This is a genomic window from Sphingomonas sp., from assembly GCF_013812825.1.
GTDB lineage: Bacteria > Pseudomonadota > Alphaproteobacteria > Sphingomonadales > Sphingomonadaceae > Sphingomicrobium.
Window position 1 is genome coordinate 52,838 of sequence record NZ_JACCSU010000027.1, and the last position, 23,815, is coordinate 76,652.

The 23,815-nt window shown below is 66.2% G+C and carries 27 protein-coding genes; 15 read left to right on the plus strand and 12 right to left on the minus strand.

Annotation, left to right across the window (positions count from 1 at the left end; translation table 11 throughout):
* Positions 1-89: 89 nt before the first annotated feature.
* Both H0T81_RS03715 and H0T81_RS03720 read right to left on the minus strand, forming a co-directional pair.
* Complete coding sequence (locus H0T81_RS03715) at positions 90-1,646, minus strand: amidohydrolase family protein (RefSeq protein WP_294009961.1); 1,557 nt, start codon at positions 1,644-1,646, stop codon at positions 90-92.
* Between the two features lie 143 nt (positions 1,647-1,789).
* The gene (locus H0T81_RS03720; RefSeq protein ID WP_294009964.1) at positions 1,790-2,434 is read right to left on the minus strand and encodes a GcrA family cell cycle regulator; all 645 of its coding nucleotides are present in this window, start codon (positions 2,432-2,434) and stop codon (positions 1,790-1,792) included.
* Positions 2,435-2,555: 121 nt separating this feature from the next.
* On the opposite strand from H0T81_RS03720, the gene H0T81_RS03725 reads away from it, so the two are divergent.
* The 9 genes from H0T81_RS03725 (at position 2,556) to queE (ending at position 9,165) form a co-directional block, all read left to right on the plus strand.
* Entirely contained in the window at positions 2,556-3,365 is an 810-nt protein-coding gene (locus tag H0T81_RS03725) for an ABC transporter permease (RefSeq protein WP_294010068.1), read from the plus strand.
* A 128-nt stretch (positions 3,366-3,493) separates the two neighbouring features.
* Positions 3,494-4,000, plus strand: a complete 507-nt coding sequence (locus tag H0T81_RS03730; RefSeq protein ID WP_294009967.1) for a hypothetical protein — start codon at positions 3,494-3,496, stop codon at positions 3,998-4,000.
* Between the two features lie 167 nt (positions 4,001-4,167).
* Complete coding sequence (locus tag H0T81_RS03735) at positions 4,168-4,596, plus strand: hypothetical protein (RefSeq protein WP_294009970.1); 429 nt, start codon at positions 4,168-4,170, stop codon at positions 4,594-4,596.
* Positions 4,597-4,746: 150 nt separating this feature from the next.
* Positions 4,747-5,937 (plus strand): aspartate aminotransferase family protein, encoded by a 1,191-nt coding sequence (locus tag H0T81_RS03740; RefSeq protein WP_294010069.1) that lies wholly within the window; start codon positions 4,747-4,749, stop codon positions 5,935-5,937.
* Between the two features lie 41 nt (positions 5,938-5,978).
* On the plus strand, positions 5,979-6,881 hold the full coding sequence (locus H0T81_RS03745) for an Hsp33 family molecular chaperone HslO (RefSeq protein ID WP_294009972.1): 903 nt from the start codon (positions 5,979-5,981) through the stop codon (positions 6,879-6,881).
* A 32-nt stretch (positions 6,882-6,913) separates the two neighbouring features.
* A complete protein-coding gene (locus H0T81_RS03750; protein ID WP_294009974.1) occupies positions 6,914-7,333 on the plus strand; it encodes a DUF3617 family protein in 420 nt (139 codons plus the stop codon).
* Between the two features lie 151 nt (positions 7,334-7,484).
* Positions 7,485-7,835, plus strand: coding sequence for a DUF3147 family protein (locus H0T81_RS03755; RefSeq protein ID WP_294009977.1), 351 nt, complete (start codon positions 7,485-7,487; stop codon positions 7,833-7,835).
* Positions 7,832-8,530 carry a 7-cyano-7-deazaguanine synthase QueC gene (gene queC, locus H0T81_RS03760; RefSeq protein WP_294009979.1) on the plus strand — a complete coding sequence of 233 codons (699 nt, stop codon included), beginning with the start codon at positions 7,832-7,834 and terminating at the stop codon, positions 8,528-8,530. The genes H0T81_RS03755 and queC overlap by 4 nt, the downstream gene beginning before the upstream one ends.
* A gap of 2 nt (positions 8,531-8,532) precedes the next feature.
* Complete coding sequence (queE, locus tag H0T81_RS03765; protein WP_294009982.1) at positions 8,533-9,165, plus strand: 7-carboxy-7-deazaguanine synthase; 633 nt, start codon at positions 8,533-8,535, stop codon at positions 9,163-9,165.
* 10 nt (positions 9,166-9,175) lie between these two features.
* Here queE and H0T81_RS03770 read toward each other — a convergent pair whose 3' ends face one another.
* The 3 genes from H0T81_RS03770 to lipB all read right to left on the minus strand — a co-directional run bounded on the left by H0T81_RS03770 (position 9,176) and on the right by lipB (position 10,530).
* Entirely contained in the window at positions 9,176-9,451 is a 276-nt protein-coding gene (locus H0T81_RS03770; protein ID WP_294009985.1) for a hypothetical protein, read from the minus strand.
* 97 nt (positions 9,452-9,548) lie between these two features.
* Positions 9,549-9,782 carry a hypothetical protein gene (locus H0T81_RS03775; RefSeq protein WP_294009989.1) on the minus strand — a complete coding sequence of 78 codons (234 nt, stop codon included), beginning with the start codon at positions 9,780-9,782 and terminating at the stop codon, positions 9,549-9,551.
* Between the two features lie 85 nt (positions 9,783-9,867).
* Positions 9,868-10,530 carry a lipoyl(octanoyl) transferase LipB gene (gene lipB, locus H0T81_RS03780; RefSeq protein WP_294009992.1) on the minus strand — a complete coding sequence of 221 codons (663 nt, stop codon included), beginning with the start codon at positions 10,528-10,530 and terminating at the stop codon, positions 9,868-9,870.
* 100 nt (positions 10,531-10,630) lie between these two features.
* Here lipB and H0T81_RS03785 point away from each other — a divergent pair, with 100 nt between their 5' ends.
* Positions 10,631-11,461: a hypothetical protein gene (locus H0T81_RS03785; RefSeq protein WP_294009994.1), complete on the plus strand. Its 831-nt coding sequence runs from the start codon at positions 10,631-10,633 to the stop codon at positions 11,459-11,461.
* Here the strand turns inward: H0T81_RS03785 and H0T81_RS03790 are convergent.
* Together H0T81_RS03790 and hemF are read right to left on the minus strand one after the other, a co-directional pair.
* Entirely contained in the window at positions 11,407-12,036 is a 630-nt protein-coding gene (locus H0T81_RS03790; protein ID WP_294009996.1) for a GNAT family N-acetyltransferase, read from the minus strand. The genes H0T81_RS03785 and H0T81_RS03790 overlap by 55 nt on opposite strands.
* Positions 12,037-12,169: 133 nt before the next feature.
* Complete coding sequence (gene hemF / locus H0T81_RS03795) at positions 12,170-13,024, minus strand: oxygen-dependent coproporphyrinogen oxidase (protein WP_294009998.1); 855 nt, start codon at positions 13,022-13,024, stop codon at positions 12,170-12,172.
* A gap of 177 nt (positions 13,025-13,201) precedes the next feature.
* On the opposite strand from hemF, the gene petA reads away from it, so the two are divergent.
* The 4 genes from petA (at position 13,202) to H0T81_RS03815 (ending at position 16,692) form a co-directional block, all read left to right on the plus strand.
* A complete protein-coding gene (gene petA, locus H0T81_RS03800; protein ID WP_294010000.1) occupies positions 13,202-13,780 on the plus strand; it encodes a ubiquinol-cytochrome c reductase iron-sulfur subunit in 579 nt (192 codons plus the stop codon).
* 16 nt (positions 13,781-13,796) lie between these two features.
* The gene (locus H0T81_RS03805; protein ID WP_294010002.1) at positions 13,797-15,107 is read left to right on the plus strand and encodes a cytochrome b/b6; all 1,311 of its coding nucleotides are present in this window, start codon (positions 13,797-13,799) and stop codon (positions 15,105-15,107) included.
* Positions 15,108-15,122: 15 nt separating this feature from the next.
* Positions 15,123-16,052 (plus strand): cytochrome c1, encoded by a 930-nt coding sequence (locus H0T81_RS03810; protein WP_294010004.1) that lies wholly within the window; start codon positions 15,123-15,125, stop codon positions 16,050-16,052.
* A gap of 100 nt (positions 16,053-16,152) precedes the next feature.
* Positions 16,153-16,692, plus strand: a complete 540-nt coding sequence (locus tag H0T81_RS03815; protein WP_294010006.1) for a hypothetical protein — start codon at positions 16,153-16,155, stop codon at positions 16,690-16,692.
* A 15-nt stretch (positions 16,693-16,707) separates the two neighbouring features.
* On the opposite strand, the gene H0T81_RS03820 is transcribed toward H0T81_RS03815, so the two are convergent.
* The 3 genes from H0T81_RS03820 to H0T81_RS03830 form a co-directional block, all read right to left on the minus strand.
* Positions 16,708-17,151, minus strand: coding sequence for a MaoC family dehydratase (locus H0T81_RS03820; protein ID WP_294010007.1), 444 nt, complete (start codon positions 17,149-17,151; stop codon positions 16,708-16,710).
* A 65-nt stretch (positions 17,152-17,216) separates the two neighbouring features.
* Entirely contained in the window at positions 17,217-19,682 is a 2,466-nt protein-coding gene (locus tag H0T81_RS03825) for a TonB-dependent receptor (protein ID WP_294010008.1), read from the minus strand.
* A 91-nt stretch (positions 19,683-19,773) separates the two neighbouring features.
* The gene (locus tag H0T81_RS03830) at positions 19,774-21,612 is read right to left on the minus strand and encodes a tetratricopeptide repeat-containing sulfotransferase family protein (protein WP_294010010.1); all 1,839 of its coding nucleotides are present in this window, start codon (positions 21,610-21,612) and stop codon (positions 19,774-19,776) included.
* 20 nt (positions 21,613-21,632) lie between these two features.
* Between H0T81_RS03830 and H0T81_RS03835 the strand changes: the two genes are divergently transcribed.
* Entirely contained in the window at positions 21,633-22,292 is a 660-nt protein-coding gene (locus tag H0T81_RS03835) for a phosphatase PAP2 family protein (RefSeq protein WP_294010012.1), read from the plus strand.
* On the opposite strand, the gene H0T81_RS03840 is transcribed toward H0T81_RS03835, so the two are convergent.
* Together H0T81_RS03840 and ychF are read right to left on the minus strand one after the other, a co-directional pair.
* Positions 22,267-22,635: a VOC family protein gene (locus H0T81_RS03840; protein WP_294010016.1), complete on the minus strand. Its 369-nt coding sequence runs from the start codon at positions 22,633-22,635 to the stop codon at positions 22,267-22,269. The genes H0T81_RS03835 and H0T81_RS03840 overlap by 26 nt on opposite strands.
* 10 nt (positions 22,636-22,645) lie before the next feature.
* Positions 22,646-23,746 carry a redox-regulated ATPase YchF gene (ychF, locus tag H0T81_RS03845; RefSeq protein ID WP_294010019.1) on the minus strand — a complete coding sequence of 367 codons (1,101 nt, stop codon included), beginning with the start codon at positions 23,744-23,746 and terminating at the stop codon, positions 22,646-22,648.
* Positions 23,747-23,815 lie beyond the last annotated feature (69 nt).

Consider the following 23,815-nt stretch of genomic DNA (forward strand, 5'->3'; position numbering starts at 1 on the left):
CGGGCTTTCCCCTCATCAGGCATGCAGGATGTTGGCAGACAACTCCTTTCCCGCAGGCGAGTCAATCAGGGCGACGCCAGGCAATTTGGTCAAGTGGCCCGGCTCGAAACGGCCGAGTGTCCGCTTTCCACCCAAACGAGACATTCAGGAACGTTCCAAGGGGAGCCGTTCGCGAGTGCGGCTGCTCTTGCGAGCAATGCCTGCCGCTCCTTGGGTCCGATCCAGCGGCCGGCAAATACCACCGCGTGGATCTTGTCCACGTTCGCAATGCTTTCGAGCGGGTTGGCATCGAGCAGGACAATGTCAGCAGGTGAGCCGGCGGTGAGGGCTGCGGTCGCCTCGACACCTGGTACATAGTGGGACACGTAGCGAGCTGGGTTCACGGTGGCGGCGGCCAGAGCCGCTCTGACGGGTATCCCTGCCGCTACTAACGCCAGCATCTCATCATGAACGGATGGGCCCGGGGCAACAAAGGTTGAGCCGGGGCTGCCGGTGTCACTACCCGTCATCAGCGGCACCCCGGCGTCATGAAGGTCCTTCAAATTCTTGAATAGTGCGGCTTCTACGCCTGGCTGGGCCGGTGCAGAGGCCACTGGTCCCGGCAGAGCCACAGTCTTGGCCCCACCGCGAGCCCATGTGGCTCTTGACGCTATCCGCAGAGGAAACCGCCGCTGGGCGTGAATCATGCCCGAATAATTTGTCGCAATGGAAGTCTTGAGCCGCCCGAGCGTGCGCAGCGTTTCTGCATAATATCGTTCGTCCAGCGTGCTCCTCAGCGTCGCAAAGAAGTTGTAGGCCCGCTCCGGATCACCGCCGATCTCGGCCCTAACTTGCGGGTCTCTGGAAAAGGCCAAGTAGCGGGCTCTGTTTGTCGAGGTGCTCCGATAAAGATCAACCAGATGGTCGATACTGCTCATGCCTGCGAGAGCAGCTTCCGCCCAACCTGAAACGATCCATCCGCTGACACCCATTCCAAGGCGGCGAGCCGCATCCACAACCGTTCGGCCCCACTTTTCGAAGGGAAAGCCGGAAGTGACGCGCACGTAGTTCGCTCCGGCCGCTGCAAGATCCACGACGGCGGAGCGAGCGTCTGCCTCGTTCGACACAGGCAATTGGTTCGGCCGAACGGGAACCACACCCGGCACCGCAAGTGTTTTCCCGCTCCAGACGAGACGGGGCGCCAGGATCTCGCCGCGTTCCACCTTGCGAACGAGAGCTGCCGTTTCCGCCAAAGGTCCGTCTGATCCTCTGTCGCGGGTGCCAACAACACCGTTTGCAAGCATCAACTCGAAGGCGCCGGGCCAAGAACTGTTACGAGCATTGAAAACCTCGGAGCCCATGTCCCAGAACCCCGGCGTTGCATACCGACCGGCGCCATCGATGCGCCGGAAGCCTCTCGGCACCCTCAGGCGTGCGTTGCTGCCCACCGCAGTGATGTGCCCGTCGATTATCAAGATGGTCTGCTGAGGCAGCGTCTCACCTCGCTCAACATCAACGATGGTGACGTTCGTCAGCGCGAAGTCTTCGTGAGCCGGGACAGACGCGCCAGCACTCGACCCGGCGAGGAACAGAAGCAGTGATAGCAGGCGGATCATCAATACGTCCCCGACAAAGCTGCATGGCCTTACCTGCTGTTCGTAACGCATCTCTAGTGAGTTCGGTGCGGTAGGTGCGAATGTCCGCTTTCCACCCAAAGCCCACAGGTCGGACGGCGCGTGGCTGAGGCCGAGCCGCCGTGCGGCTGTCGCTCTCTCTTCGCGTTGCTCCCGCGTTGCTGCGCTCGGGCGCTTTAGCGGACTCGGGGCCCGCCGAACGGGAGCGGCGGCGGCGGGCGGCGGTCGCGGCGTGGAAGCTGCGCCTGGTAGGCGACCCCGCAATGCTCGACGCAATAGGGGAAGCCCGGGTTCGCTGGCTGCCCACAGAAATGGAAGTCGGGCTCGCCGGGGTGACCCAGCGGCCACTTGCAGATCCGGTCGTTGAGATCGAGCAGGCTGGTCTTGTCGGCGACCTGGGCGCTCGGCTTGGCCGGGACCAGCCGGCGCGGCGGGGCTGGCGGGATCGGCGCCTGGGTGTCGCCCGGGCCCTGACGAACGAAGCCGCCCGGCCCGATCGAACGATATTGGATGCCGTCGGGATGGACCCGCTGCGGCGTCCGCCCGGGACGCGCGGCGTCGCCCTCGTCCGCGGTGGCCGGGACCTGGCGCCGGGCGGACGTTTCCGCCCGCGCCTGCTTGGCGGCGGGAGCGGGAGCTTTCTTCTCCTTTTCCTCACCGGGCTTGACCGGCGACGGGCGAGCGTCGAGCCCGAGGCGGTGGGCCTTGCCGATCACCGCGTTTCGGCTGACTCCGCCAAGCTCGTCGGCGATCTGGCTGGCGGTCGCTCCGTCGGCCCACATTTTCTTGAGCCGCTCGATGCGCTCGTCGGTCCAGGACATAGAAATCAATACTCCAGTGCGGTCGAACGCCTCAGCTTGCGGCGGGTGTCGTCAGCCGATAGGCCAGCGACCGGTGAACGGCCAACCCCCCAAAGCCCGGGCGCAAAGCGATCAACCTCCGCTGTGGCTTCGCAACGAGCCCGGAGCGCCGGTGTTGAGCGGAGTCAACTGGGTCGGCCTCAAGACCCTCTATATCAAGGAGGTGCGCCGCTTCTTCAAGGTGCAGATGCAGACCGTGTGGGCGCCCGCGGTCACGACCCTGCTCTACCTAGTCATCTTCACCGTCGCTTTGGGCCGGGGCGGACGCACCGTCCTGGGCGTCGATTTCGCCGATTTCCTCGCGCCCGGCCTGATCGTCATGGCAATGCTCCAGAACGCCTTCGCAAACTCGAGCTTCTCGCTGCTGGTCGGCAAGATGCAGGGCAACATCGTCGATTATCTGCTGCCGCCGCTGTCGGTCGGAGAGCTGATCGCCGGGCTGGTCGGAGCCGCGGTCACGCGCGCTTTCCTGGTCGGCCTGGCGGTGTGGCTGGCGATGCTTTTCTGGCCCGATGTGTCGGTGACTGTCCGAGAGCCGCTGGGGCTGCTGTGGTTTGCACTGATGGGGTCGCTGATGCTCTCCTTCCTCGGCCTCCTGACGTCGATCTGGGCCGACAAGTTCGACCACGCCGCGGTGATCGGCAATTTTGTCGTGACGCCCTTGTCGCTGCTTTCGGGCACCTTCTATTCGGTCGAGCAATTGTCGCCGACCTTCCAGGCGATCAGCCACGCCAACCCGTTCTTCTACGTGATCTCGGGCTTCCGCTACGGCTTCCTCGAGGTGACCGATTCTCCGCTGTGGATCGGCGCCGCCGTGCTGCTCGTCATCAACACCGCGCTGTGGGGGACCTGCTACGCGCTTTTGAAAAGCGGCTGGAAAATCAAGAACTGAAAAATTGCCCCGCTGTCGCCGGCTGTGGGGTTAATCTTGTTGAACGGCTGATAACGATCGCGTTCAGCCTCACCTCAATCGGCGAGGCGCACCTTCCCTCGCATCACCCGCTCACAAGGAGAGCCAAGATGCGTCCCGTCCTGATTTCCCTTGCCGCCGCCGCTTCGGCTCTCGCTCTCGCGACCCCGGCTTCGGCCCAATATTTCCCCGTTCCGCAGGGCTACGCCTACGGCCATCAAGGCAATTATGGCCAGGTCCGTCGCCTCCAAGCCCGGATCGATCATATCCAGCGCCAGATCCGCATCCTCGACCGCCGCAACATCCTGAGCGACCGCGAGGCGCGCCGGCTGCGCCAGGATTCGCGCGAGCTCGAGCGCCGGCTTCGGTTTGCCGCCCGCGACGGTCTGCACCCGCAGGAGCGCTACCACATCGAGCGCCGTCTCGCCCGCCTCGAGCATCGCCTGTTCCGCGACGCTCGCGACGGCAACCGCCGGGGTTATTACGACGGCCGCCAGGGTGGCTTCGACCGCGACCGCGACGGCCGCGACGACCGCTGGGAACGCGACCGCCACGATCGCGACGACCGCCGGGATCGCGACCGCCGGCGCGACCGCGACGATGACGACGACGACTAAGCTCGTCGGCTAGTCCAAGCAAAAGGCGCTCCGGACGCGAGCCGGGGCGCTTTTGATCGCACCGGTTTTTCGCGCCGGCGTGAACGGTTCATAACGGCTGCGTTCAGCGTCTCCTCAACAGCGGTATGCGACAAGGGCAGCTCAGCTTGCCCACGAGGAGAATTGAGATGCGAACTGCACTTTTCACCATCGGCGCCGCAGTATCGGCTCTCGCCGTCGCGGCCCCGGCTTCGGCCCAGTATTTCCCGCCGCCCCCGCCGCCCGGCTATGCTTACGGACAGCCGCCCCACGCCTATGGCTACGGGCACCGGCCGCCCGTCTATGGCTTGGGCCATGCGCGCGCGATGAAGGCGCGGCTCGACCACATGCAGCGCGAAATCCGCCGCCTTGCGCAGTATCGCATGATCTCGCGCAACGAATATCGCGATCTCATTCGGGACTCGCGCGACATCGAGCGCCGCCTGATCCGCAACGCCCGCGACGGCCGCGGCCTCAGCCCGCGCGAAGCCTACAACGTCGAGCGCCGGATCATCCGTCTCGAGCACAAGATCGCCCGCGACGTCCGCGACGGCCGGCAGTGGCGTTACCGCTGGTAACCATCGCCGCGGCCGCCTGGCGGCACCGCTCAAGCCGAAAGGCGCGCCGGGCGACTGGCGCGCCTTTTTCTTTCCAGGTGCGATGGCTATAGCTCGCGCCGGGCGCCCGCGAGGCCGCTTGACGAACCGACACTGCAGGGAATGCTTCGCATGGCCATCACTCCGCTCATGCCCGTCTATCCGCGCTCGCCCGTGCGGCCGGTTCGCGGCGAGGGCGTCTATCTCTATGGCGAGCAGGGTGAAAAATATCTCGATTTCGCCTCCGGAATCGCGGTCAATCTGCTCGGCCACGGCCACCCGCATCTGACCACGGCGATCCAGGAGCAGGCGGCGACCTTGATCCACGTGTCCAACCTCTATGGAAGCCCGCAGGGCGAGGCGCTGGCCAAGCGCCTCACGGACCTGACCTTCGCCGACACGGTGTTCTTCACCAATTCGGGAGCCGAGGCGGTTGAGTGCTCGATCAAGACCGCGCGCCGCTACCATCACTCCAAGGGCAACCCGCACAAGCATGAGCTGGTCACATTCTCGAACGCCTTTCACGGCCGGACGATGGCGACCATCAGCGCCACCGACCAGGTGAAGATGATCGACGGCTTCGCGCCGCTCCTGCCGGGTTTCAAGGTGGTCCCGTTCGACGACCTCGAGGCGGCGCTGGCGGCGGTCGACGACAACACCGCCGGCTTCCTGCTCGAGCCGGTCCAGGGCGAGGGCGGGATCCGCCCGGCGAGCCACCAATTCATCAGCGGCCTTCGCGCCGCCTGCGACGACAAGGACCTGATGCTGCTGTTCGACGAGGTCCAGTGCGGCGTCGCGCGCACCGGCACGCTCTACGCCTACGAGCAATACGGAATCGCGCCCGACATCTTAGCGACCGCCAAGGGCATCGGCGGCGGCTTTCCGCTCGGCGCCTGCCTGGCGACCGAGAAAGCCGCGAGCGGGATGGTGGTCGGCACTCATGGCTCGACCTTCGGCGGCAACCCGCTGGCGATGGCCGCCGGCCAGGCGGTGCTCGACGTCGTCGCCAACGACGAGTTCCTTGCCCGGGTCCGCCAGACGGGCGACCGGCTGCGCTCGGCGCTCGAGCAGATGATCCCCAACCACGACCATTTGTTCGAAGGCGTCCGCGGCATGGGGCTCATGCTCGGCGTCAAGATGAAGAGCGACAGCCGGGCATTCGTCAATTACCTGCGCACCCGCGGCCTGCTGACGGTCGCTGCGGGCGACAATGTGATGCGGGTCCTGCCGCCGCTGATCATCGAGGAGGCCCACATCCGCGAGTTCGTCGATGCGCTGTCGGCCGCCGCCGCCGATTACGAGGTCCCGGCCGCCGCCGCCTGAGGCGAGTTGAGCGGCTGCCGGACGCCTCCTATCTAGCCGCAATGCAGACAATCGACCTTGGCACCGACGTCGCGCTCGGCGTCACCATCCCGGCGCGCAACGCCCGCGGGCGGCTAGCGCGGATCGGGCCGGTGCTCGAGGAGGTACTTGCGAAGCACAAGTACCCGCCAATCATCGAGCGGTTGCTCGCCGAGGCTTTGGTTTTGACCGCCCTGCTCGGCTCGCTGCTCAAGGACCCGACCGGCCAGACCACCCTCCAGGCGCAGACCGAGAACGGGATCGTCGACCTGCTGGTGTGCGATTATCTCGGCGGCGAGCTGCGCGGCTATGTCCGGCATGACGCCGGGCGGCTGGCCGAGGCAGGCCCGCAGCCGTCGCTGTTCGCTTTGTTCGGCAAGGGCTATCTGGCGATCACCTTCGACCAGCCGGCGACCGACGAGCGCTACCAGGGCATCGTTCCGCTCGAGGGCAACAGCCTGGCCGAAGCCGCGCAAAGCTATTTCACCCAGTCCGAGCAAATCCCGAGCATCGTCCGGCTCGCCGCCGCCAAGGGCGCCGGCGGCTGGAGCGCCGGCGGCCTGCTGTTCCAGCACCTGCCGGAGGGCGAGGAAGGGCGCGATCGGCTGCACACGCGGCTCGACCACCCCGACTGGCCGCACGTCGCCATCCTCGCCGGCTCGGCCAAGCCCGACGAGCTGACCGACCCGGGCCTGCCCCTGGACGACCTCGTCTGGCGCCTGTTCCACGAGGAGGACGAAGTTCGGACCCTGGAGCCGCTCGCGCTCACTCGGGGCTGCCGTTGCAACCGTGACTATGTGCGCTCGGTGATCGCCCGGTTCCCGGCCGACGAGCGGCAGGCGATGGTCGGCGAGGACGGGCTGATCCGGGTCGATTGCGCGTTCTGCTCGCTGAGCTTCCCGATCGCGCTCGACGAAGTGACCTGAAGTCGTCGGCTCTTCCAAAAATTTACGATTCCATGCTAAAAACCGCGATTATGCGGCGGGTGCGGACGGTTTCGGTGAGTTGTGCCGGTGCGGCAGCCGTGTTGCTGTCGGCAGCGGCGGCGCGCCCGTCGGCTCTCGACCAGACCAGCCCCGGCCTGTGGGAGCTGAGCGGCCTGCCGAATGCCGGCGCCGCCGTTCGCCAATGCGTCGGCGACACCGCCGCGCTCGCCCGGGTCGAGCACCGCGGCCAGAGCTGCACGCAGGTCGTGATCAAGGACAATCCGACGTGGACGGAGATCCATTACACCTGCACCGCGGGCGGCTTTGGACGCAGCAAACTCACCGTCCTGACGCCGCGGTCGCTGCGCATCGAAACCCAGGGAATTTCGGCGAAGTCCCCGTTCAACTACACGGTCCAGGCGCGGCGGGTGGGTGGCTGCAGCGCTCATTAAGCGGGGGTTTAACCAAGCTGTCCTAGAAGGTGCGGGTGCCGGATTTGGCACGCTTTCCTCCCAATCGGACTTACGTCCGATACCTGGGCCGTCGCGTCCTCGGACGAGGCGGCCCTTCTTTTGTCCCCGGCTCGGCAGTAGAGGGCGCTCGATGCTCTATCTGCTCGTCAAGGCGGCCGTTTCGGGAGTACTGATCGCGGTCATTTCGGAAGTGGCGCGCAAGAACCCCGGCTGGGGCGGGCTGCTGGCCTCGCTTCCACTGGTGTCGCTGATCGCCATTGTCTGGCTGTGGCGCGACACCCACGACCCGCAGCGAGTCGCCGAGCAGGCCATCAGCACCTTCTGGTTCGTCCTGCCCTCGCTGCCCCTGTTCCTGATCCTGCCGCTGCTGATCCGGGCCGGGTGGGGATTCTGGCCGGCGATCCTGTTGTCGGTCGTTGCCACGCTCGGCCTCTACGCGGCGATGATCGCGTTGAGCGCCCGGGTGGGGTTGCGGCTGTGAAGCGCAAGGCCGTCGTCCTGCTGTCGGGCGGGCTCGATTCCATGGTTTGCGCGGCCCTCGCCCGCGAGGCGGGGTTCGAGGTGCTGGCGTTGACCATCGACTACGGCCAGCGCCACCGAGTCGAGCTGGCGGCCGCCGAAGCGATCGCCGCGCAACTGGCCGACCGCCACATTGTCCTGCCGCTCGACCTGACCCGATTCGGCGGCTCGGCGCTGACCGGAGGGGCGGAGGTCCCCAAGGACAGGCTGGCCGAGCGAAGCTCGGGCACCGGGATTCCGGTCACCTACGTGCCGGCGCGCAACACGATCTTCCTGAGCCTGGCGCTGGCCTGGGCGGAAGCGGCCGGCGCCCGCGACCTGTTCATCGGAGTCAATGCGCTCGACTATTCGGGCTATCCCGATTGCCGGCCCGAATTCGTCGCGGCGTTCGAGGCGCTGGCGAACCGCGCGACCAAGGCCGGAGCCGAAGGCGAGGGGTTCCAGGTCCACGCGCCGCTGCTGGACATGAGCAAGGCGGATATCGCCCGCCAGGCCAAGCGCCTGGGGCTCGACGCGGCGATGAGCCACAGCTGCTACGACCCGGCGCCCGACGGCAGCCACTGCGGCCATTGCGATGCCTGCCTGCTGCGCGCCAGGGGCTTTGCCGAGGCCGGGCTGCCCGATCCGACGCGCTACGCCGAGGCCGCGGAGGGCTGAACATGACCTACGCCGTCAAGGAAGCCTTCCTGACGCTCCAGGGGGAAGGCGTTCAGTCGGGCTGCCGGGCGGTGTTCCTGCGCTTTGCCGGCTGCAACCTGTGGTCGGGTCGGGAGGCGGACCGTGCCTCGGCGCAGTGCAATTTCTGCGACACCGATTTCGTCGGCACCGACGGACCCGGCGGCGGGAAATTCACGACCGCGGACGAGCTCGCCGCGCATGTCGCAGCGCTGTGGGGCGACAGCGACGAGCGCCGGCTGGTGGTGATCACCGGCGGCGAGCCGATGCTGCAGCTCGATTCGGCGCTGGTCGATGCGCTCCACGCCGCCGGCTTTCGAGTCGCGGCCGAGACCAACGGCACGCTGGCCGCGGTGCCGGGCCTCGACTGGCTGTGCGTCAGCCCCAAGGCCGGGAGCGAGGTCGTCCAGCGAAGCGGCGACGAACTGAAGCTCGTCTGGCCGCAGCCGGGGATCGACCCGGTCGAGTTGGAACAGTGGGAATTCCGCCATTTTCTCGTCCAGCCGATGGATTGCGACGACGGCCGGGCGGCGGTGGAGGCGGCGATCGGGCTGGCGATGGAGCGGCCACGGTGGCGACTGTCGCTCCAGGCGCACAAGGTCGTCGGGCTGCCGTGAGAGCGGCCACCTAGTCGGCGTTATTGGCGGTCTCGTTGTTGGCGGTCTCATTGCCCGCCGAGCCCTCGTTGCCGGCCAAATTGTCCGTCTCGTTGAGGGTGAAATCCACGTCGGCGGCCATGTTCGCGTCCTCGCCGGTCGCGGCGTCGATCGACGTCGTATCGTTGGCGGAAATGTTCTGGGCGGCGAGGTCCTGGTCGACGTTGGTCGTGTTGGCGACGGGCTGGTCGCTGTTGCACGCCGAAATTGCCACGGCCGCACCGGCGACCAGGATCAGAACACGCATTCGAACCTCCCTGCCTTCATCATGGGCAAAAAAAGAGGCTGCCGGCGAACCGGCAGCCCCTGTCAGGTGGCACTTCGTTGCCGAAGAGCCAAGCCAATTACAGCGTGTTGGTTGTCGTGTTGACGTCCGCGTTCATGTCCGCGTTGGCGTCCATGTTGTCGGTCGCGTTCATGGTCATGTTCGCGTCGAGATTGGCGTCGAGAGTGTTATCGATGACGATGTTCTCGGCTGCGAGATTCTCGTCGACGTTCATTGTGTTGTCGGCGGCTTCGTTGCTGCTGCAAGCCGAAACCGCCAGGGCCGCACCGGCGACCAGGATAAGAGCACGCATTCAAAACTCCCTAGATTATCCGATCTGGAGCGGTAATCGCCGCTGCCCAAATCGCGTGCACAATAGGCTGAAGCGCTCGTGCCCATCAAGACACTTTGTCGGACTGGCCTAAGTCGTTGACGAACCGGTGGAAACAGCGCTTCAGGGCGGCATCAACGCGGGTCATGGGCATTTGTTGCCCGAGCTCCGCGAGGCTGGTGACGCCGAATTCCGCGATGCCGCACGGGACGATCCCGGCGAAATGCGACAGGTCCGGAGCAACGTTGATCGAGAAGCCGTGAAGGGTCACCCAGCGCTTCACTCGCAGGCCGAGCGCGGCGATCTTGGCTTCCTGGGGGCCGTCGCCGACCCAGATGCCGATGCGGTCCGGCGAGCGGTGGGCGGCGACCCCGAGCTCGGCGAGCGTGGCGATGATCCAGTCTTCGAGAGCATGGACGAAGCGGCGGATGTCGCGGCCGCGCGCATCGAGGTCGAGCATCAGATAGCCGACCCTCTGGCCCGGCCCGTGGTAGGTGTAGCGCCCGCCGCGCCCGGCATCGTGGACCGGCAAGCCCAGCGGATTGCTGAGCTCGGCCGGGTCGGAGCTGGTGCCGGCGGTGAACAAAGGCGGGTGCTCGAGCAGCCACACGCATTCGCGCCCGCTGCCGGCGCGGATCGCCGCCGCCCGCTGCTCCATGAAGGCCAGCGCCTCGCCGTAGGGCACCAGGCCGGGGCTGATTCGCCATTCGATTTCGTCAAAATCGTCCATCGGCGGGGGTGAGATGGAGCGGCGGCGCGCCTTCGGCAAGCAGATTGCGCCGGGCGCTTTAGCTCCGCATAAGCGCGCCAAACCATCGAAGGGGGCACAGGTGGCCAGATTATCGATTTCGAAGGCGTGGGACGAGACCCGGGCGCTGCTCAGCCGCAACGGCAAGCTCATGACGACCGTCGCCGCGGCCATGTTCCTGCTCCCGCAGGTGATCGTCGGGGTGATCACCGGGCAGGGCACGGACGCATCCGAGACTGCTCCGGCGCTCGGACTTCCAATTTTTTTGATCGCCGCGATCATTGGAGTGGTCGGTCAACTGGCGATCGCTTGGCTGGCGATCGGCACCGGCATCAGCGTCGGAGAATCGATCCGCCATGGGTTGCGGCGGACGCTGCCGTTCATCGGCGCGTTTCTGCTGATGATTGCGGCGTTCGTGATCTTTTTCGTGATCGCGGCGGGGCTGCTGATGGCCCTGGGGGTGGTCGACGCGACCGTCGCCCAGCCGAGGCCCGGGGATGTCATCATCATCCTGCTAATAATGCTGGTGCCGATGTTGTTCGTTGCGGTTCGAATGCTCCCCTCGGTGGCGGTGGCGGTGGCGACGGCCGAGCCGCAGGGGCCGATCGGCATCCTCCGGCGCAGCTGGACCCTGACCAGCGGACATTTTGGGCGGCTGCTCGGGTTCTTCCTGGTGTTCGTGCTCGCCGCGTTGATCGTCGCCGTGACGGTCACTTTGGTCAGCGGCCTGTTGGTCAGCGTCCTGTTCGGAAGCACCGAGCCTTTTTCCATTGGAGCGCTGGTGCTCTCGCTGCTTGTCGGGCTGCTCCAGGTGGCGCTGATCCTGGTTTACGTGGTGATGATCGCCCGGATCTACGTTCAGCTGGCCGGCGGCGGTGCTGCCGAGGCGAGCGTCCCGACCACCGGCAGCTGAGGGGCGCAGTCGGCCGCGAGGATCCCGAGCAGCCGCGGGTCGGGGAACCGCTCGATGGCTCGCCTGTAGGCGGTGAAACCGGCGCGCCGGTACGCGGGCAGGGCGGCCGGATGATCGAGCGTGCAGGTGTGGACATGGACCCGGGCGATGCCGCCCAGCCCGTCATCCTGTCTCCAGGCGAGCCGTAGCGCCTCGGCCAGCAGCCAGCGGCCGTGACCCTGGCCGGCAAGCTCGGGCACCAGACCGATGAACGCCAGCTCGCACTCGCCCCCTTGGCGGAAATCGAGCTCGAGCAAGCCGACCTCGTCGCCCGCCGAGTCGAGGACCGAGTGCAGCTCGACGCGGGGATGGCCGATGATCGCGGCAAGGGCGTCATCGTCCATCACCAGCCGCGAGAACCACAGCCAGCGCGCCCCGACGAGGCGGAACAGTCGTCGGTATGCGGCCGGGTCGGGGTGCTCGATTCGCCGCAGCGCCAATGGCGACGAGGGCACCGGCGCCTCCCGCGGCGCCAGCATCTCGAGATAGGTGACGACCGCCGCCAGCTCGCCGTCGGGCACCGATTCGTAGGCCATCAGTTCCTCCCCACGAGTGCGTGGGGAGGGGGACCAGCGCAGCTGGTGGAGGGGTCCCTTGTTCTTTGCCAGAACCCCTCCACCATCGAATCTCCGTTCGATGGTTCCCCTCCCCATCTCCGATAGGGAGGAACTAGGCCCATTTGGCGAGCGGCGGCAGGCTCATCAGCACCGCCTCGATGTTGCCGCCCGTCTTGAGTCCGAACAAGGTGCCGCGGTCGTAGAGCAGGTTGAACTCGACGTAGCGGCCGCGGAACTCGAGCAGCCGCTGCATGTCCTCGTCGGTGAACGGCGTCGCCATCCGTTTGCGGACGATCGTGGGGAAGATGTCGAGAAACGCCTCGCCGACGTCGCGGGTGAAGGCGAAATGGGCGTCGAAATGCCCTTCGAGATGGTCGTAGAAGATGCCGCCGACGCCGCGCGCCACCTCGCGGTGGGGCAGCCAGAAATACTCGTCGGCCCATTTCGAAAAGCGTGGATAGAAGGTCGGGTCATGGGCGGCGCAGGCGGCGCGCAGCCGGGCGTGGAACGCGTCGGTGTCGTCCTGGTAGGGGATCGCGGGGTTGAGGTCGGCGCCGCCCCCGAACCAGCGCCTGGTGGTGGTGATGAAGCGGGTGTTCATGTGCACCGCGGGGACGTGCGGGTTGGCCATGTGGGCGACCAGGCTCAATCCGGTGGCGAAGAAGCTCGGGTCTTCCTCGGCGCCGGGGATGGTCGCCGCGAACTCGGGCGAGAAGGCGCCGCCGACGGTCGAGACGTTCACTCCGACCTTCTCGAACACCTTGCCGGCCATGTGGCCACGCACTCCGCCGCCGCCATCCCTGGCGCCGGGACCGCCGCTCGAGTCGGTCCGCTCCCACGGCAAATAGGCGAAGGCCGCGTCGCTTCCGGACTGGCGCTCGATCTCCTCGAACGCGGCGCAGATCCGGCCCCGCAAGCCCTCGAACCAGTCGCGCGCGGCCTGCTGCTGGTCATCGAGCGGTTTCATCGTTCCACGCAATGACGACTGCGCTCGAAATCGTCAAAAACATGCCCTTGGCAGCCCCTGATGCGGCGGCTATCAGGCGCGCCAATCGCCTCCCGGGGCTTCCAGGGGCGGCCTCGCTCGGTGCTTGTCCGGCAGGACGGCGCGTCACCTGGCAGAATTCGCGTCACAAGGGTTCAAATGGCCACGCTGGAACAGTCCGCAGAGGGTTCCGAGACCATCCACGCAGATGGCGGCGAAGGCGTCCGCCGCCGCGACTTCATCAATGTCGCGGCGTTGAGCTTCGCTGGTGTCGGAGTGGTCGCGGCGACGCTTCCGCTGATCACCCAGATGAACCCGTCGGCCGACGTGCTGGCGCTGGCTTCCACGGAAGTGGATATCTCCAAGATCGCTCCGGGGCAGGCGATCAAGACCATCTGGCGCAAGCAGCCGGTGTTCGTGCGCAACCTGACCCCGCAGGAAATCCAGGCCGCCAACCGGGTGCCGCTGGGCCAGTTGCGGGACCCGCAGACGCTCGCCGAGCGGACCAAGCCGGGCAAGGCCAACTGGCTGATCACGCTGGGCGTCTGCACTCATCTGGGCTGCGTCCCGCTCGGCACCGGCGAGGGAGAGAACCGCGGCGAATATGGCGGCTATTTCTGCCCGTGCCATGGGTCGCACTACGACACCGCGGCGCGCATCCGCAAAGGCCCGGCGCCGATCAACCTGGTGGTGCCCGAGTATCGGTTCGTCTCCGACACCGTGGTCCAAATCGGCTGAGGGGGATCAAGGCCAGATGAGCTTTTCCTGGGCAAAGCCCTACGAACCCAAGTCGCCGTTCATGCGCTGGATCGACGAGCGGCTGCCTCTCCCGCGGCTGGTCTACGGAGCGGTCGGCGGCGGCTATCCGGTGCCGCGCAACCTCAATTACTGGTGGAATTACGGCGTTCTCGCCGGCGTCTTCCTGATGATCCAGATCGTCACCGGGATCGTGCTGGCGATGCATTATTACTCGTCGGTCGACGGGGCGTTCAACTCGGTCGAGCACATCATGCGCAACGTCAACGCCGGCTGGCTATTGCGCTACGCCCACGCCAACGGCGCCAGCTTCTTCTTCATCGTCACCTACATCCACATCTTCCGAGGCCTCTATTACGGAAGCTACAAGGCGCCGCGCGAGCTCGTGTGGATGCTGGGCCTGGTCATCTACCTGCTGATGATGGCGACCGCCTTCATGGGCTATGTGCTGCCGTGGGGGCAGATGAGCTACTGGGGGGCGCAGGTCATCACCGGCTTCTTCTCGGCCTTTCCGCTGATCGGCGAGCCGGTGCGCATCTGGCTGCTCGGCGGCTGGACGCCCGACCAGGCGGCCCTGACCCGCTTTTTCTCGCTCCATTACCTGCTGCCCTTCATCATCGCCGCGGTGGTCATCCTCCACATCTGGGCGCTGCACATCCCGGGCTCCAGCAACCCGACCGGAGTCGACGTCAAGGACGAGCAGGACACTTTGCCGTTCCACCCGTTCTATACCGCCAAGGACGGCTGGTTCGCGGGCCTCGTCCTGATCCTGTTCGCGCTGGTGCTCTATTTCGCGCCCAACGCGCTCGGCCACCCCGACAATTACATCCGCGCCAACCCGCTGGCGACGCCGGCGCACATCGTCCCCGAATGGTATTTCCTGCCCTTCTACGCGATCCTCAAGGCGTTCACGATCGACTTCATCCTGCCGGCGAAGCTGTGGGGCGTGCTGGCGATGTTCTTCTCGATCCTGCTGCTCTTCTTCCTGCCGTGGATCGACAAGTCGCCGGTTCGCTCGGGCAGCTATCGGCCGATGTTCAAGCGCTTCTTTTGGTTGCTGGTGCTCGATGTGCTCGTGCTCGGTTGGGCCGGCGGTCAGGTGGCGACGCCGATGATCGTGGCGATCAGCCAGATCGGGACCGCTTATTATTTCGTGCACTTCCTCGTCATCCTGCCGCTGGTCTCCGCTTTCGAACGGCCGCTGCCGCTGCCCGATTCGATCTCAACCTCGGTGCTTCACGGCGAAAAGGCAGAGGCCGCTCCGGCTGGATCCGGGCCCGCTCGGCGCGGCTCCACGGCCAGCGCGTAAGGGGACCAAGCCAACATGTTGCTGCGCTTCATTCTGGGTCTCATCGGGGTCGGCTTCGCGTTCATCCTCACCATCTCGCTGATCAGCGACCTCACTACTTTCCTGAGCTCGCCGCCGGAGGAGAGCGCCGAGCATGAGTTCCACAAGCATCCCAAGCACCTGGCCCTCGCCAGCGACGGTCCGTTCGGCAAGTTCGACCGGCAGCAGCTGCAGCGCGGCTTCCAGGTTTACAAGGAAGTCTGCGCGGCCTGTCACAGCTTGAACCTGGTCGCGTTCCGCAACCTCCACGACCTTGGCTATGAAGAGGCCGAAGTGAAGGCGATCGCCAACCAGTGGCAAATCGAGGTGCCGACGGTGAACCCGGAAACCGGCGAGCCGGCGACCCGCAAGGCGATCCCGTCCGACACCTTCCCCGATCCCTATGCGAACGAGACCGCGGCGCGGGCGGCGAACAACAATATGCTGCCGCCCGACCTGTCGCTGATCACCAAGGCGCGCGAGGGCGGGGCGGCCTACACTTACTCGATATTGACCGGCTACCAGCGCCAGCCGGCCAAGCTGGTCCGGGAGTTCCCGGCCGCGAAAACTCCGCCCGGGCTGCACTACAACCCCTATTTCGCCAATCTCAACATCGCCATGCCGCCGCCGCTGACCTCTGCGGGCCAGGTCACCTATGCGCCGGGCAATCCGGCGCCGACGGTCGACCAGATGGCCGAGGACGTGTCGGCGTTCCTGGTGTGGGCGGCCGAGCCCAAGCTCGAGAACCGCCACCGCTCGGGAATCGCGGTGGTGATCTTCCTGTTGGTCGGAACCGTGCTTGGCTATCTCGCCTACCGGCAGATCTGGGCCGAGGCCAAGCGCAAGGTGCGGGCCACCGGCGCGCTCGATCCCAAGAATCTGGCAAAGAGCCGCCGAGCCAAGGCCAAATCGGGCGTGACCGGCTGATTTCCGACGGTTTTCGCGGGGCTTAGCGGATTAATTCAGCCGCTGTTCACTCGCCGGGGGCGAAATAATAATACAACTCGTTTTTCCGTGGAGATTCGCAATGCGCGCACTTCCTCTTCGTTCCGCCGCGATCGTGCTGGTCGCCGCCGTCGGCCTCGGCGGCTGCGCCACCTATAGCCCGTTCGGCTATGGCAACGGCGTGTCGGTCAGCTACGGCGACCGCTACCACGATCCTTATTACGACCGCTACTCGCCGTACGGGTCGCGCTATGGCTCGCGCTACGGCTACGGCGCCGGCTACGCGCCTTACGGCTGGTACGACGGCTTCTATTATCCGGGCAGCGGCTATTACGTCTACGATCGCTACCGCAATCCCTACTATTGGAACGACGGCCAGCGCCGCTACTGGACGGTCCGCCAGAAGGACCCCTCGGTCCGCGAAGTCTGGAGCGACTTCGCTCGCAACCGCGCCACCACCAGCGGTACGAGCGGCACGAACCAGGTCGAACGCATGACGACCAGCCGCGTTGAGCCCGTCCGGACGAACCGCGTCGAGCGTCGGAGCGAGCCGAGGTCGTCGGTAACCGAGCGCATCCGCAGCCGCATCGCGACCCGGAGTGAACCCCCCAAGGAAGACTAATCCGGCCGGACCAAGCTAGGGTCGGCGCTGCATCATCACGATCGACGTGAAGCTCATCACGTCGACGCCGGCCTGGTTTGAAACCATGGTCCTGGTGCGGATGACGCCGATGTGCGGCTTGGAGCGCGACGGGATCTTCTCGACGACCGCGCCGCGAACCTGCAGCCGATCGCCGGGATAGACCGGCTTCAACCAGCGCAGCTCGTCGACTCCCGGCGAGCCGAGTCCCGCCTGCCGGTCATCGACGACGTAGCGGGCGATCACCGCCATGGTCATCGCGCAGGTGTGCCAGCCGCTCGCCGACAGGCGCCCGAAATGGGTCCTGGCCGCTGCCTCGTCCGACAGATGAAAGGGCTGCGGGTCGTACTTGCGAGCGAACTCGAGCACTTCCCCGCGGGTGACGTCGTAATGGCCGAACACGGTCTCGTCGCCGACCGCGATGTCGTCGAAATATTTCATCGGGCGTCTTTGCGGGGCGCGCGGCGGCGAAGCAACCGCTTCGCCCTCGCTCGACGTGCCGAAAGCTAGAACCTGCGGCCGACTCGCAGGCCGATGGTTCGCGGCCGGGTGACGGCGGTGTAGATCTTGCCGCCGCCCGGCGTCAGCCCGTCGGGGTCGCCGCACACCGCCTCGACGCACTGGATGCTTTTGGTGATCTGGCCGCGGACGTCGAAGATGTTCTTGACGTACAGGTCGACGTTCCACGGGCCGCGCTCGACGCCCGCCGCGGCATCGACCAGCGAGTAGGCTTTCATGTTGCCGTAGATCGACTGCTCGAAGTCGCGCAGGTCGCGCCGGCGATTGCCTTCATAGCTGACGCTTCCCTGGACGTGCGCCCGCATGCCGGACAGATCCCATTCGTAGCGGGCGCGGCTGTTGGCCTTCCACTTGGCGGTCAGCGGCAGGCGCGTGCCCTTGCGAGCAAGCAGCTCGTTCTCGCCGACCGGCACGGCGCAGTCGAAGTCCTCATTGGCGATCAGGCAGAAGTCGTTGCGCATCTTGGCATCGTTGAACGCTACGCCGGTGCTCCAACTGAGGCCGGGCAGGGGACGAAGCAGCAGGTCCGCCTCGACGCCCCAGATGCGCGCGTTTCCGGCGTTGCGAATCTCGGTCAGGCCATTCAATCCGAGGAACGACAGCTGGATGTCGTTCCAGTCCTCGCGATAGCCGGCGAGGTTGAAGTGCGCGCCGTTGCCGAAGCTGATCTTGGCCCCGGTTTCGTAATTGACCAGGAAATCCGGCTTGTAGGGCGGAAGCGTGCCGCGGCGATTGACTCCGCCTGGGCGGAATCCCTTCGACCAGGTCGCGTAGAAGAGCAGGTCGCCGTTGGGCTTGTAGGTCGCGTTCAGCCGGTGGACGAACCCGTTGTCCTTGGTCGTCTTGTCGACATTGTTGCAGGGCCCGCCGACGGTCGGCGGTCCGAACAGGTCGCAATTATATTGGTCGTTGCCGCTGTAGCCAACGCCGTCGTCTTCGAACGAATTGAAGCCGAAGAAGCCGACCAGCGAGTTCTTGAAGCGGTACAGCCGTCCGCCGCCAGTGAGCGACACCTGCGGCGTCAGATCGTAGGTGGCTTCGCCGAAGACCGCGTAGTCGCGATCGACGCGGAGCTGCTTGGTCAGCCAGATATTGTCGTCCGTGCCATCGACCGCGAGATCGTCGGACAGATTGTCGATGATGTAGTTCTGCTCGATGTTGTGCGTCTGGCGCTGGTAGAACAGCCCGCCGACGAGGCGGATCGGCCGGTCCGGCGGCGAGGTGAAGCGCAACTCGTGCGACTGCTTGGTGAAGCTGTCGTCGGAGACGATGTACTGCGTTGGCTCGATCTGGTTGAAGTCGTTGTCGTACCAGTAGACCGCGTAGCCGGCGAGCACGTCGTAGAAGTAGCTGTAGTCGGAATAATCGAATTCGCCGTCGATTTGGCGCTTCATGTAGGAGCCGGCGTAGGTGACGTCGAAATTGGCGAGCTTGCCTTCGACCGTCAGCGACGCCTGCCACCATTTGTCGTCGTTGCGTTCGGGCCGGAATTGCATCGTCTCGAGCGGGCCCAGGCCCGATTCTTCGGCAAAGGAGCCGTCGCTCTTCTGCCGCTGGCCCATGATCTGCGGAGTCACGGTCCAGCTGTCGTCAAGGTCGATCCGGAGCGCAGCTCGAGCCCCGTACGTGTCGACGTCGTTGTAATTGTCCTCGGCCAGACTGCTGATGGTGATGTCGTCGCCGGGCAGGTCGACGAGATTTCCCTCATCGTCGAACTTCATGATCGGGTAGGTGCGAGTGCCCTCGACATTGTCGATGTAGCCGCCGTCGCGCCGGTACCAGCCGACGACCCGGGCGGCCATGTTGCTCGCCACCGGCAGGTTGACGAAGCCCTCGCCGGTGTAGCCGAAGTCGCCGTGGGCGACCTTGTTCACCTCGAGGTTGACCTGGCCGTACGCGCTGCTGAGGTCCGGCTTGTTGGTGATCAGCCGGATCGTTCCAGCCTGGCTCGAGGCGCCGTAGAGCGTGCCTTGCGGGCCGGCGAGCGCCTCGACCCGGGCGAGGTCGAAGACGTGCAGGTCGAGCGCACCGGTGATGGTCGTGATCGGCTGCTCGTCGAGATAGGTGCCGACGCTTGGCAGCGACGCCGAGTGGTTGGCGTTCTCGCCGCTTGCAACGCCGCGGAAGTAAACGTTGGCGAAGCCGGGTCCCGCCGACTTGTACGACAGCGACGGGACTATTTTCGCGTAATCGTCGAACGAGTCGACCTGGTTATCGTCGAGCGTCTTGGTGGTGATCGCGGTGATCGCAATCGGCACGTCCTGGAGATTCTCGGCGCGGCGCTGGGCGGTGACGATGATGTCCTGGCTGTCGCTGTCGACCTGCGTCTTGGCCTCGGTGCCGGCCGGTTCGCCCGCGCCCGTGTCCTGGGCGGCCGCGGTAGCGGGCGAGGCCAGCACGGTCGACGCAAGCAGCGCGGCCGCGGCGCGCCGAGTCCAGTCAGCCGATGCCATCGTCCATCCCCCCTTGTTCGCCCATGCAACACTGTGCCCGCGCCGATTCGGCGTCAATCGCTTTGTCGATGCATGTCAAAAAATGGCGCTCCTATGGCCTCGGCGCATCATCCCAATGGTCGAGCGCCGCGCCGAGCGCTTGCTTCAGCGGGCCGAGCCACTGCTCGAACCGCCGCCACTGGTCGAGCCCTTCGCTGCTGATCGGCCGCCGCACTTGCTCGGAGCTGGCGGTGCGGACCGGCCGGGCATTCTCGTAGAACCTCAGGCAGGTCTCATCGAAGGTCAAACCGAGCGCGTCGAGCAGCCGGCGAATTTCGCCCTCGGGATCGGCGACCAGCCGCTCGTGGACCACTCGGTGGACGACCCCCGGAATGACGCGGTCGAAATGCGCCATCAGCCGCACATAGTCGCGGTAATAGGCGCCGACCGCCTCGAGCGAGTAGGAAAATGCCTGGCCGCGCGCGAAGTGCTGCTTGAAGTTGGAAAAGCAGCAGGCGAGCGGGTGGCGGCGCGCATCGATGATCCGGGCGTTGGGCAGGATCAGCCGGATAAAGCCGGTGTGCGCCCAATTGTTGGGCATCTTGTCGATGAAGAAGGGCGTGCCGGCGGTGCGCTGGATCCGGGTCCGGTCGAGATACTCGCGGCCGAGCGCTCCGAGCTCCCCGGCCGGCAGTTCGGCGAGGATCGCCGGGTATCGCGATTTCTGTCCGCGATCATCCTCGCGGCGATCATCCTCGCGGCGGTTGGCCCGCTGCGACAAGGCGATGATGTCGGGCAGCTCCATCGTGCCTTCGACCAAGGGGTGGCTGGCGAGGATCTGCTCGATCAGGGTCGACCCGGCGCGCGGCATTCCGAGGATGAAAATGGGATCGGGCGAACGGCACCCGGCGCCCGCGCGCTCGGCGAGGAATTCGGCCGTGAACAGCGCTTCGCACGTTTCGACATGTTCGGTGATCGCCGCCGGGTCGTAATGGAGCTGGCCGGCACGGATCCGATTGCCCTGGGAATAATGGTCGAAAGCGCCGTCGTCCTCGCGCCGGTCCTCGAGCGCCTTGCCGAGCGCGAAATGGAGGTGCAGCCGATCGTCGTCGCTGATTGCCTCGCCGGCAAGAGCGGAGCGCATCGCGGCGATGTCCTCGTCCGAAAAGCGCACGGTCTTGAGGTTGGCGAGGCTCCACCACGCCTCGCCGAGGCTCGGGGCGAGCTCGATTGCCCGGCGGTAGGCGGCGATCGCCTCGCCTTGTTCGCCGACCGTCTTGAGCAAATGGCCGAGGCTCATCCACACTTTGGGCTGCCCCGGGTGGCGCGACAGCACGTCCCGGTACAGCGCGATGGCCTCGTCGTAGCCGCCCAGCCGGCCGAGCGCCGCCGCGCGCAGGTTGCGCTGGGCATCGTCCTGCGCTCCCAGGCGCTCGATCCGGTCGAGCTCGGCAAGAGCTTCCTCGGCGCGGTGCTGCCGGTAGAGGATCGTCGCGAGGTTGGCGCGCGCCGCCGCCCAGCCGGGAGCGAGCTCGATCGCCCGGCGGAGCAAGTTCTCGGAGTCGACGCGGCGGCCGAGGCGGGCGGCAAGCTCGGCCATCATCCGGATCGCGGCGACGTCGGTCGGCCGGCGCTTGAGCAACGGCCGAAGGATCGCTTCGGCCGCCGGCAGATCATTGTCGACCAGCGCCGCACCCGCGCGGATCAGTTCGGGATCGCGGACCGACGCGGAGATGGCGGCGAGTTCGGCCTCGTTGGCGGCCTCGTCCTCGCCGGTTCGGCGCAGCGCCTCGCCGAGCAGCCGGTAGCCGTCGGCGCTGCCGGGGACCGAGGCGAGGATTTCGCGTGCCTGCTCGGCGGCCAGCCTGGGCTGCTGCTCGAGCAGATTGCGGCCGTGAGCGAGCGCCGCGGCAACATTTGGCGCGGTCTGGGGATTGAACGCCCTGTCCATGGTGAAGCTTGCCTAGCCTCTTGGCGGCGATCGCGACAAGGGAGCGGCTGGTGCCTCTGCTGACTCTGGCCGTGCTTGCGGGGGTGTGGCTGGCGATGCTTCTGCTCGGCGCCGGGAATAGCGACCGGGCGCTGCTGATGGCGCTGTACGCCGGCGATGAGCCGTGGCTGGCGCTGGCGGCGCTCGGTTTCACCTACCTGGGCAATTGGCCGACCGTGGTCGCGGTGACCATTCTCGGCTCGGGATGGCTGCTGTATCGAGGCAAGCGCCGGGCGGCGCTGCTGCTGCTCATTGCGAGCTTCTCCGGCCGGCTCCTTGTGATCCTCGAAAAGGCCTATTTCGCGCGCCTCCGCCCAGAGGAGAATTTGCGCCTCGCCGAAGTCCATTACCAGTCGTTCCCGAGCGGCCACGCGGCCAATTCGATGATCGTCTATCTCGGCTTCGCATTGCTCGCGTTCGACGATCCGCGGCATCGGCGCTGGGCCGTCGCGGCGGCGCTGCTGCTTTCCGTCCTGATCGGCTTCAGCCGGCCGATGCTCGGAGTTCATTGGCCGAGCGACGTCGTCGCCGGCTGGTCGTTCGGATTGTTCTGGACGCTGCTGGTGATCGCGGTTGCGGAGCGCTGGGCGGGGCGCAGCCTTGCCAAGAAAGACCCTACGGATCGGGCGGAGAGCGTTTGATCTCGAACAGGTGACCGTCGGGGGTCCGGAAATATTGCCACTCATGGCCGTTCCACGACCCCCGATCGCCGATCAGCTCGGCTCCCCCGGCGACCAAGGCTCGCGCCGCTCGGTCGACGTCGTCGACCTCGAAGGCGATGGTCGGGGGCGTGTTGAGATCCTTGCCGCGCCCGTCGCGGCCGAAGATCTCGAGCTGCTGGCCGGGCGCGACTCGAAGGATCGCCTGACGGTCGCCGCTCGCCTCGACCGTCAGGCCGAGCACCTGCGTGAAGAATCGCAGCGAGGTTTCGTAGTCGTCGGTGCCGACGCCGACCCAGGAGAAGCCTTTGACCCTTATCGCCATTCGCTGACCCTCATACGTTGAACCGGAACAGCAGGACGTCGCCGTCCTGGACGACATAGTCCTTGCCCTCGGCGCGCATCTTGCCGGCCTCCTTGGCCCCCGACTCGCCGCCGCAGGCGATGAAATCCTCATAGGCAATGGTTTCGGAGCGAATGAAGCCGCGTTCGAAGTCGGTGTGGATGACTCCGGCGGCCTGCGGCGCTCTCGCTCCCCTGGGCACGGTCCAGGCGCGCGCTTCCTTGGGCCCGGCGGTGAAGAAGGTGATCAGGCCCAGCAGCTGATAGCCGGCGCGGATCACGCGCGTCAGGCCGGTTTCCTCGAGCCCCAGGTCGGCAAGGAACGCCGCTCGGTCGCTCTCCCCCAGCGTCGCGATCTCCGCCTCGATCGCGGCCGAGACGATGACCGCCCCGGCGTGCTCGGCGGCGGCTTTCTCGAACACTTGCGCCGACAGTGCATTGCCCTCCGCCGCGTCGGCCTCGTCGACGTTGCACACGTAAAGGACGGGCTTGGCGGTCAGCAGCTGCGCGCGCTCGAGCGCCTTGTGCTCCTCCGCATCTTTCGGTTTGACCAGCCGAGCGGGCCTGGACTCCTTGAGCAGCTCGAGCGCCTGGCCGAGGACCGAGGCTTCGATCCTGGCCTCCTTGTCGCCCTGCTGCGCTTTCTTGACGAGGTTCGGCACGCGCCGCTCGAGGCTGTCGAGATCGGCCAGCATCAGCTCCGTCTCGACGACCTCCGCGTCGGCGATCGGGTCCACTCGGCCCTCGACGTGGGTGACGTCGCCGCCGGTGAAGCAGCGCAGCACGTGGACGATCGCGTCGACCTCGCGGATGTTGGCGAGGAATTTGTTGCCCAGGCCCTCGCCCTGGCTGGCTCCGCGGACTAGTCCGGCGATGTCGACGAACTCGATCTGGGTGTCGATCGTCTGGGCGGACTTGGCGATCCCGGCGATCTTGTGCAGCCGCTCGTCGGGCACCGCGACGCGGCCGACGTTGGGCTCGATGGTGCAGAACGGATAATTCGCCGCCTGCGCTGCCGCGGTCTCGGTCAGAGCGTTGAAAAGCGTCGATTTCCCGACATTCGGCAAGCCGACGATGCCGCAGCGAAAGCCCATCGGAAGTCCTTTGGTGAAGGGGATTGCGACGCGCTTAGCGGTGCCTCGGGACAAAATGAAGCGGCTGCG

Coding starts and splice junctions, on each gene's coding strand:
- ychF (WP_294010019.1), bottom strand. CDS start 23,746: ATGGGCTTTCGCTGCGGCATCGTCGGCTTGCCGAATGTCGGGAAATCG.
- H0T81_RS03775 (WP_294009989.1), bottom strand. CDS start 9,782: ATGCGTGCTCTTATCCTGGTCGCCGGTGCGGCCCTGGCGGTTTCGGCT.
- H0T81_RS03790 (WP_294009996.1), bottom strand. CDS start 12,036: ATGGCCTACGAATCGGTGCCCGACGGCGAGCTGGCGGCGGTCGTCACC.
- H0T81_RS03810 (WP_294010004.1), top strand. CDS start 15,123: ATGTTGCTGCGCTTCATTCTGGGTCTCATCGGGGTCGGCTTCGCGTTC.
- H0T81_RS03720 (WP_294009964.1), bottom strand. CDS start 2,434: ATGTCCTGGACCGACGAGCGCATCGAGCGGCTCAAGAAAATGTGGGCC.
- H0T81_RS03730 (WP_294009967.1), top strand. CDS start 3,494: ATGCGTCCCGTCCTGATTTCCCTTGCCGCCGCCGCTTCGGCTCTCGCT.
- H0T81_RS03735 (WP_294009970.1), top strand. CDS start 4,168: ATGCGAACTGCACTTTTCACCATCGGCGCCGCAGTATCGGCTCTCGCC.
- H0T81_RS03840 (WP_294010016.1), bottom strand. CDS start 22,635: ATGGCGATAAGGGTCAAAGGCTTCTCCTGGGTCGGCGTCGGCACCGAC.
- lipB (WP_294009992.1), bottom strand. CDS start 10,530: ATGGACGATTTTGACGAAATCGAATGGCGAATCAGCCCCGGCCTGGTG.
- H0T81_RS03755 (WP_294009977.1), top strand. CDS start 7,485: ATGCTCTATCTGCTCGTCAAGGCGGCCGTTTCGGGAGTACTGATCGCG.
- queE (WP_294009982.1), top strand. CDS start 8,533: ATGACCTACGCCGTCAAGGAAGCCTTCCTGACGCTCCAGGGGGAAGGC.
- petA (WP_294010000.1), top strand. CDS start 13,202: ATGGCCACGCTGGAACAGTCCGCAGAGGGTTCCGAGACCATCCACGCA.
- H0T81_RS03805 (WP_294010002.1), top strand. CDS start 13,797: ATGAGCTTTTCCTGGGCAAAGCCCTACGAACCCAAGTCGCCGTTCATG.
- H0T81_RS03740 (WP_294010069.1), top strand. CDS start 4,747: ATGGCCATCACTCCGCTCATGCCCGTCTATCCGCGCTCGCCCGTGCGG.
- hemF (WP_294009998.1), bottom strand. CDS start 13,024: ATGAAACCGCTCGATGACCAGCAGCAGGCCGCGCGCGACTGGTTCGAG.
- H0T81_RS03750 (WP_294009974.1), top strand. CDS start 6,914: ATGCTAAAAACCGCGATTATGCGGCGGGTGCGGACGGTTTCGGTGAGT.
- H0T81_RS03715 (WP_294009961.1), bottom strand. CDS start 1,646: ATGCGTTACGAACAGCAGGTAAGGCCATGCAGCTTTGTCGGGGACGTA.
- H0T81_RS03770 (WP_294009985.1), bottom strand. CDS start 9,451: ATGCGTGTTCTGATCCTGGTCGCCGGTGCGGCCGTGGCAATTTCGGCG.
- H0T81_RS03815 (WP_294010006.1), top strand. CDS start 16,153: ATGCGCGCACTTCCTCTTCGTTCCGCCGCGATCGTGCTGGTCGCCGCC.
- H0T81_RS03825 (WP_294010008.1), bottom strand. CDS start 19,682: ATGGCATCGGCTGACTGGACTCGGCGCGCCGCGGCCGCGCTGCTTGCG.
- H0T81_RS03830 (WP_294010010.1), bottom strand. CDS start 21,612: ATGGACAGGGCGTTCAATCCCCAGACCGCGCCAAATGTTGCCGCGGCG.
- H0T81_RS03745 (WP_294009972.1), top strand. CDS start 5,979: ATGCAGACAATCGACCTTGGCACCGACGTCGCGCTCGGCGTCACCATC.
- H0T81_RS03820 (WP_294010007.1), bottom strand. CDS start 17,151: ATGAAATATTTCGACGACATCGCGGTCGGCGACGAGACCGTGTTCGGC.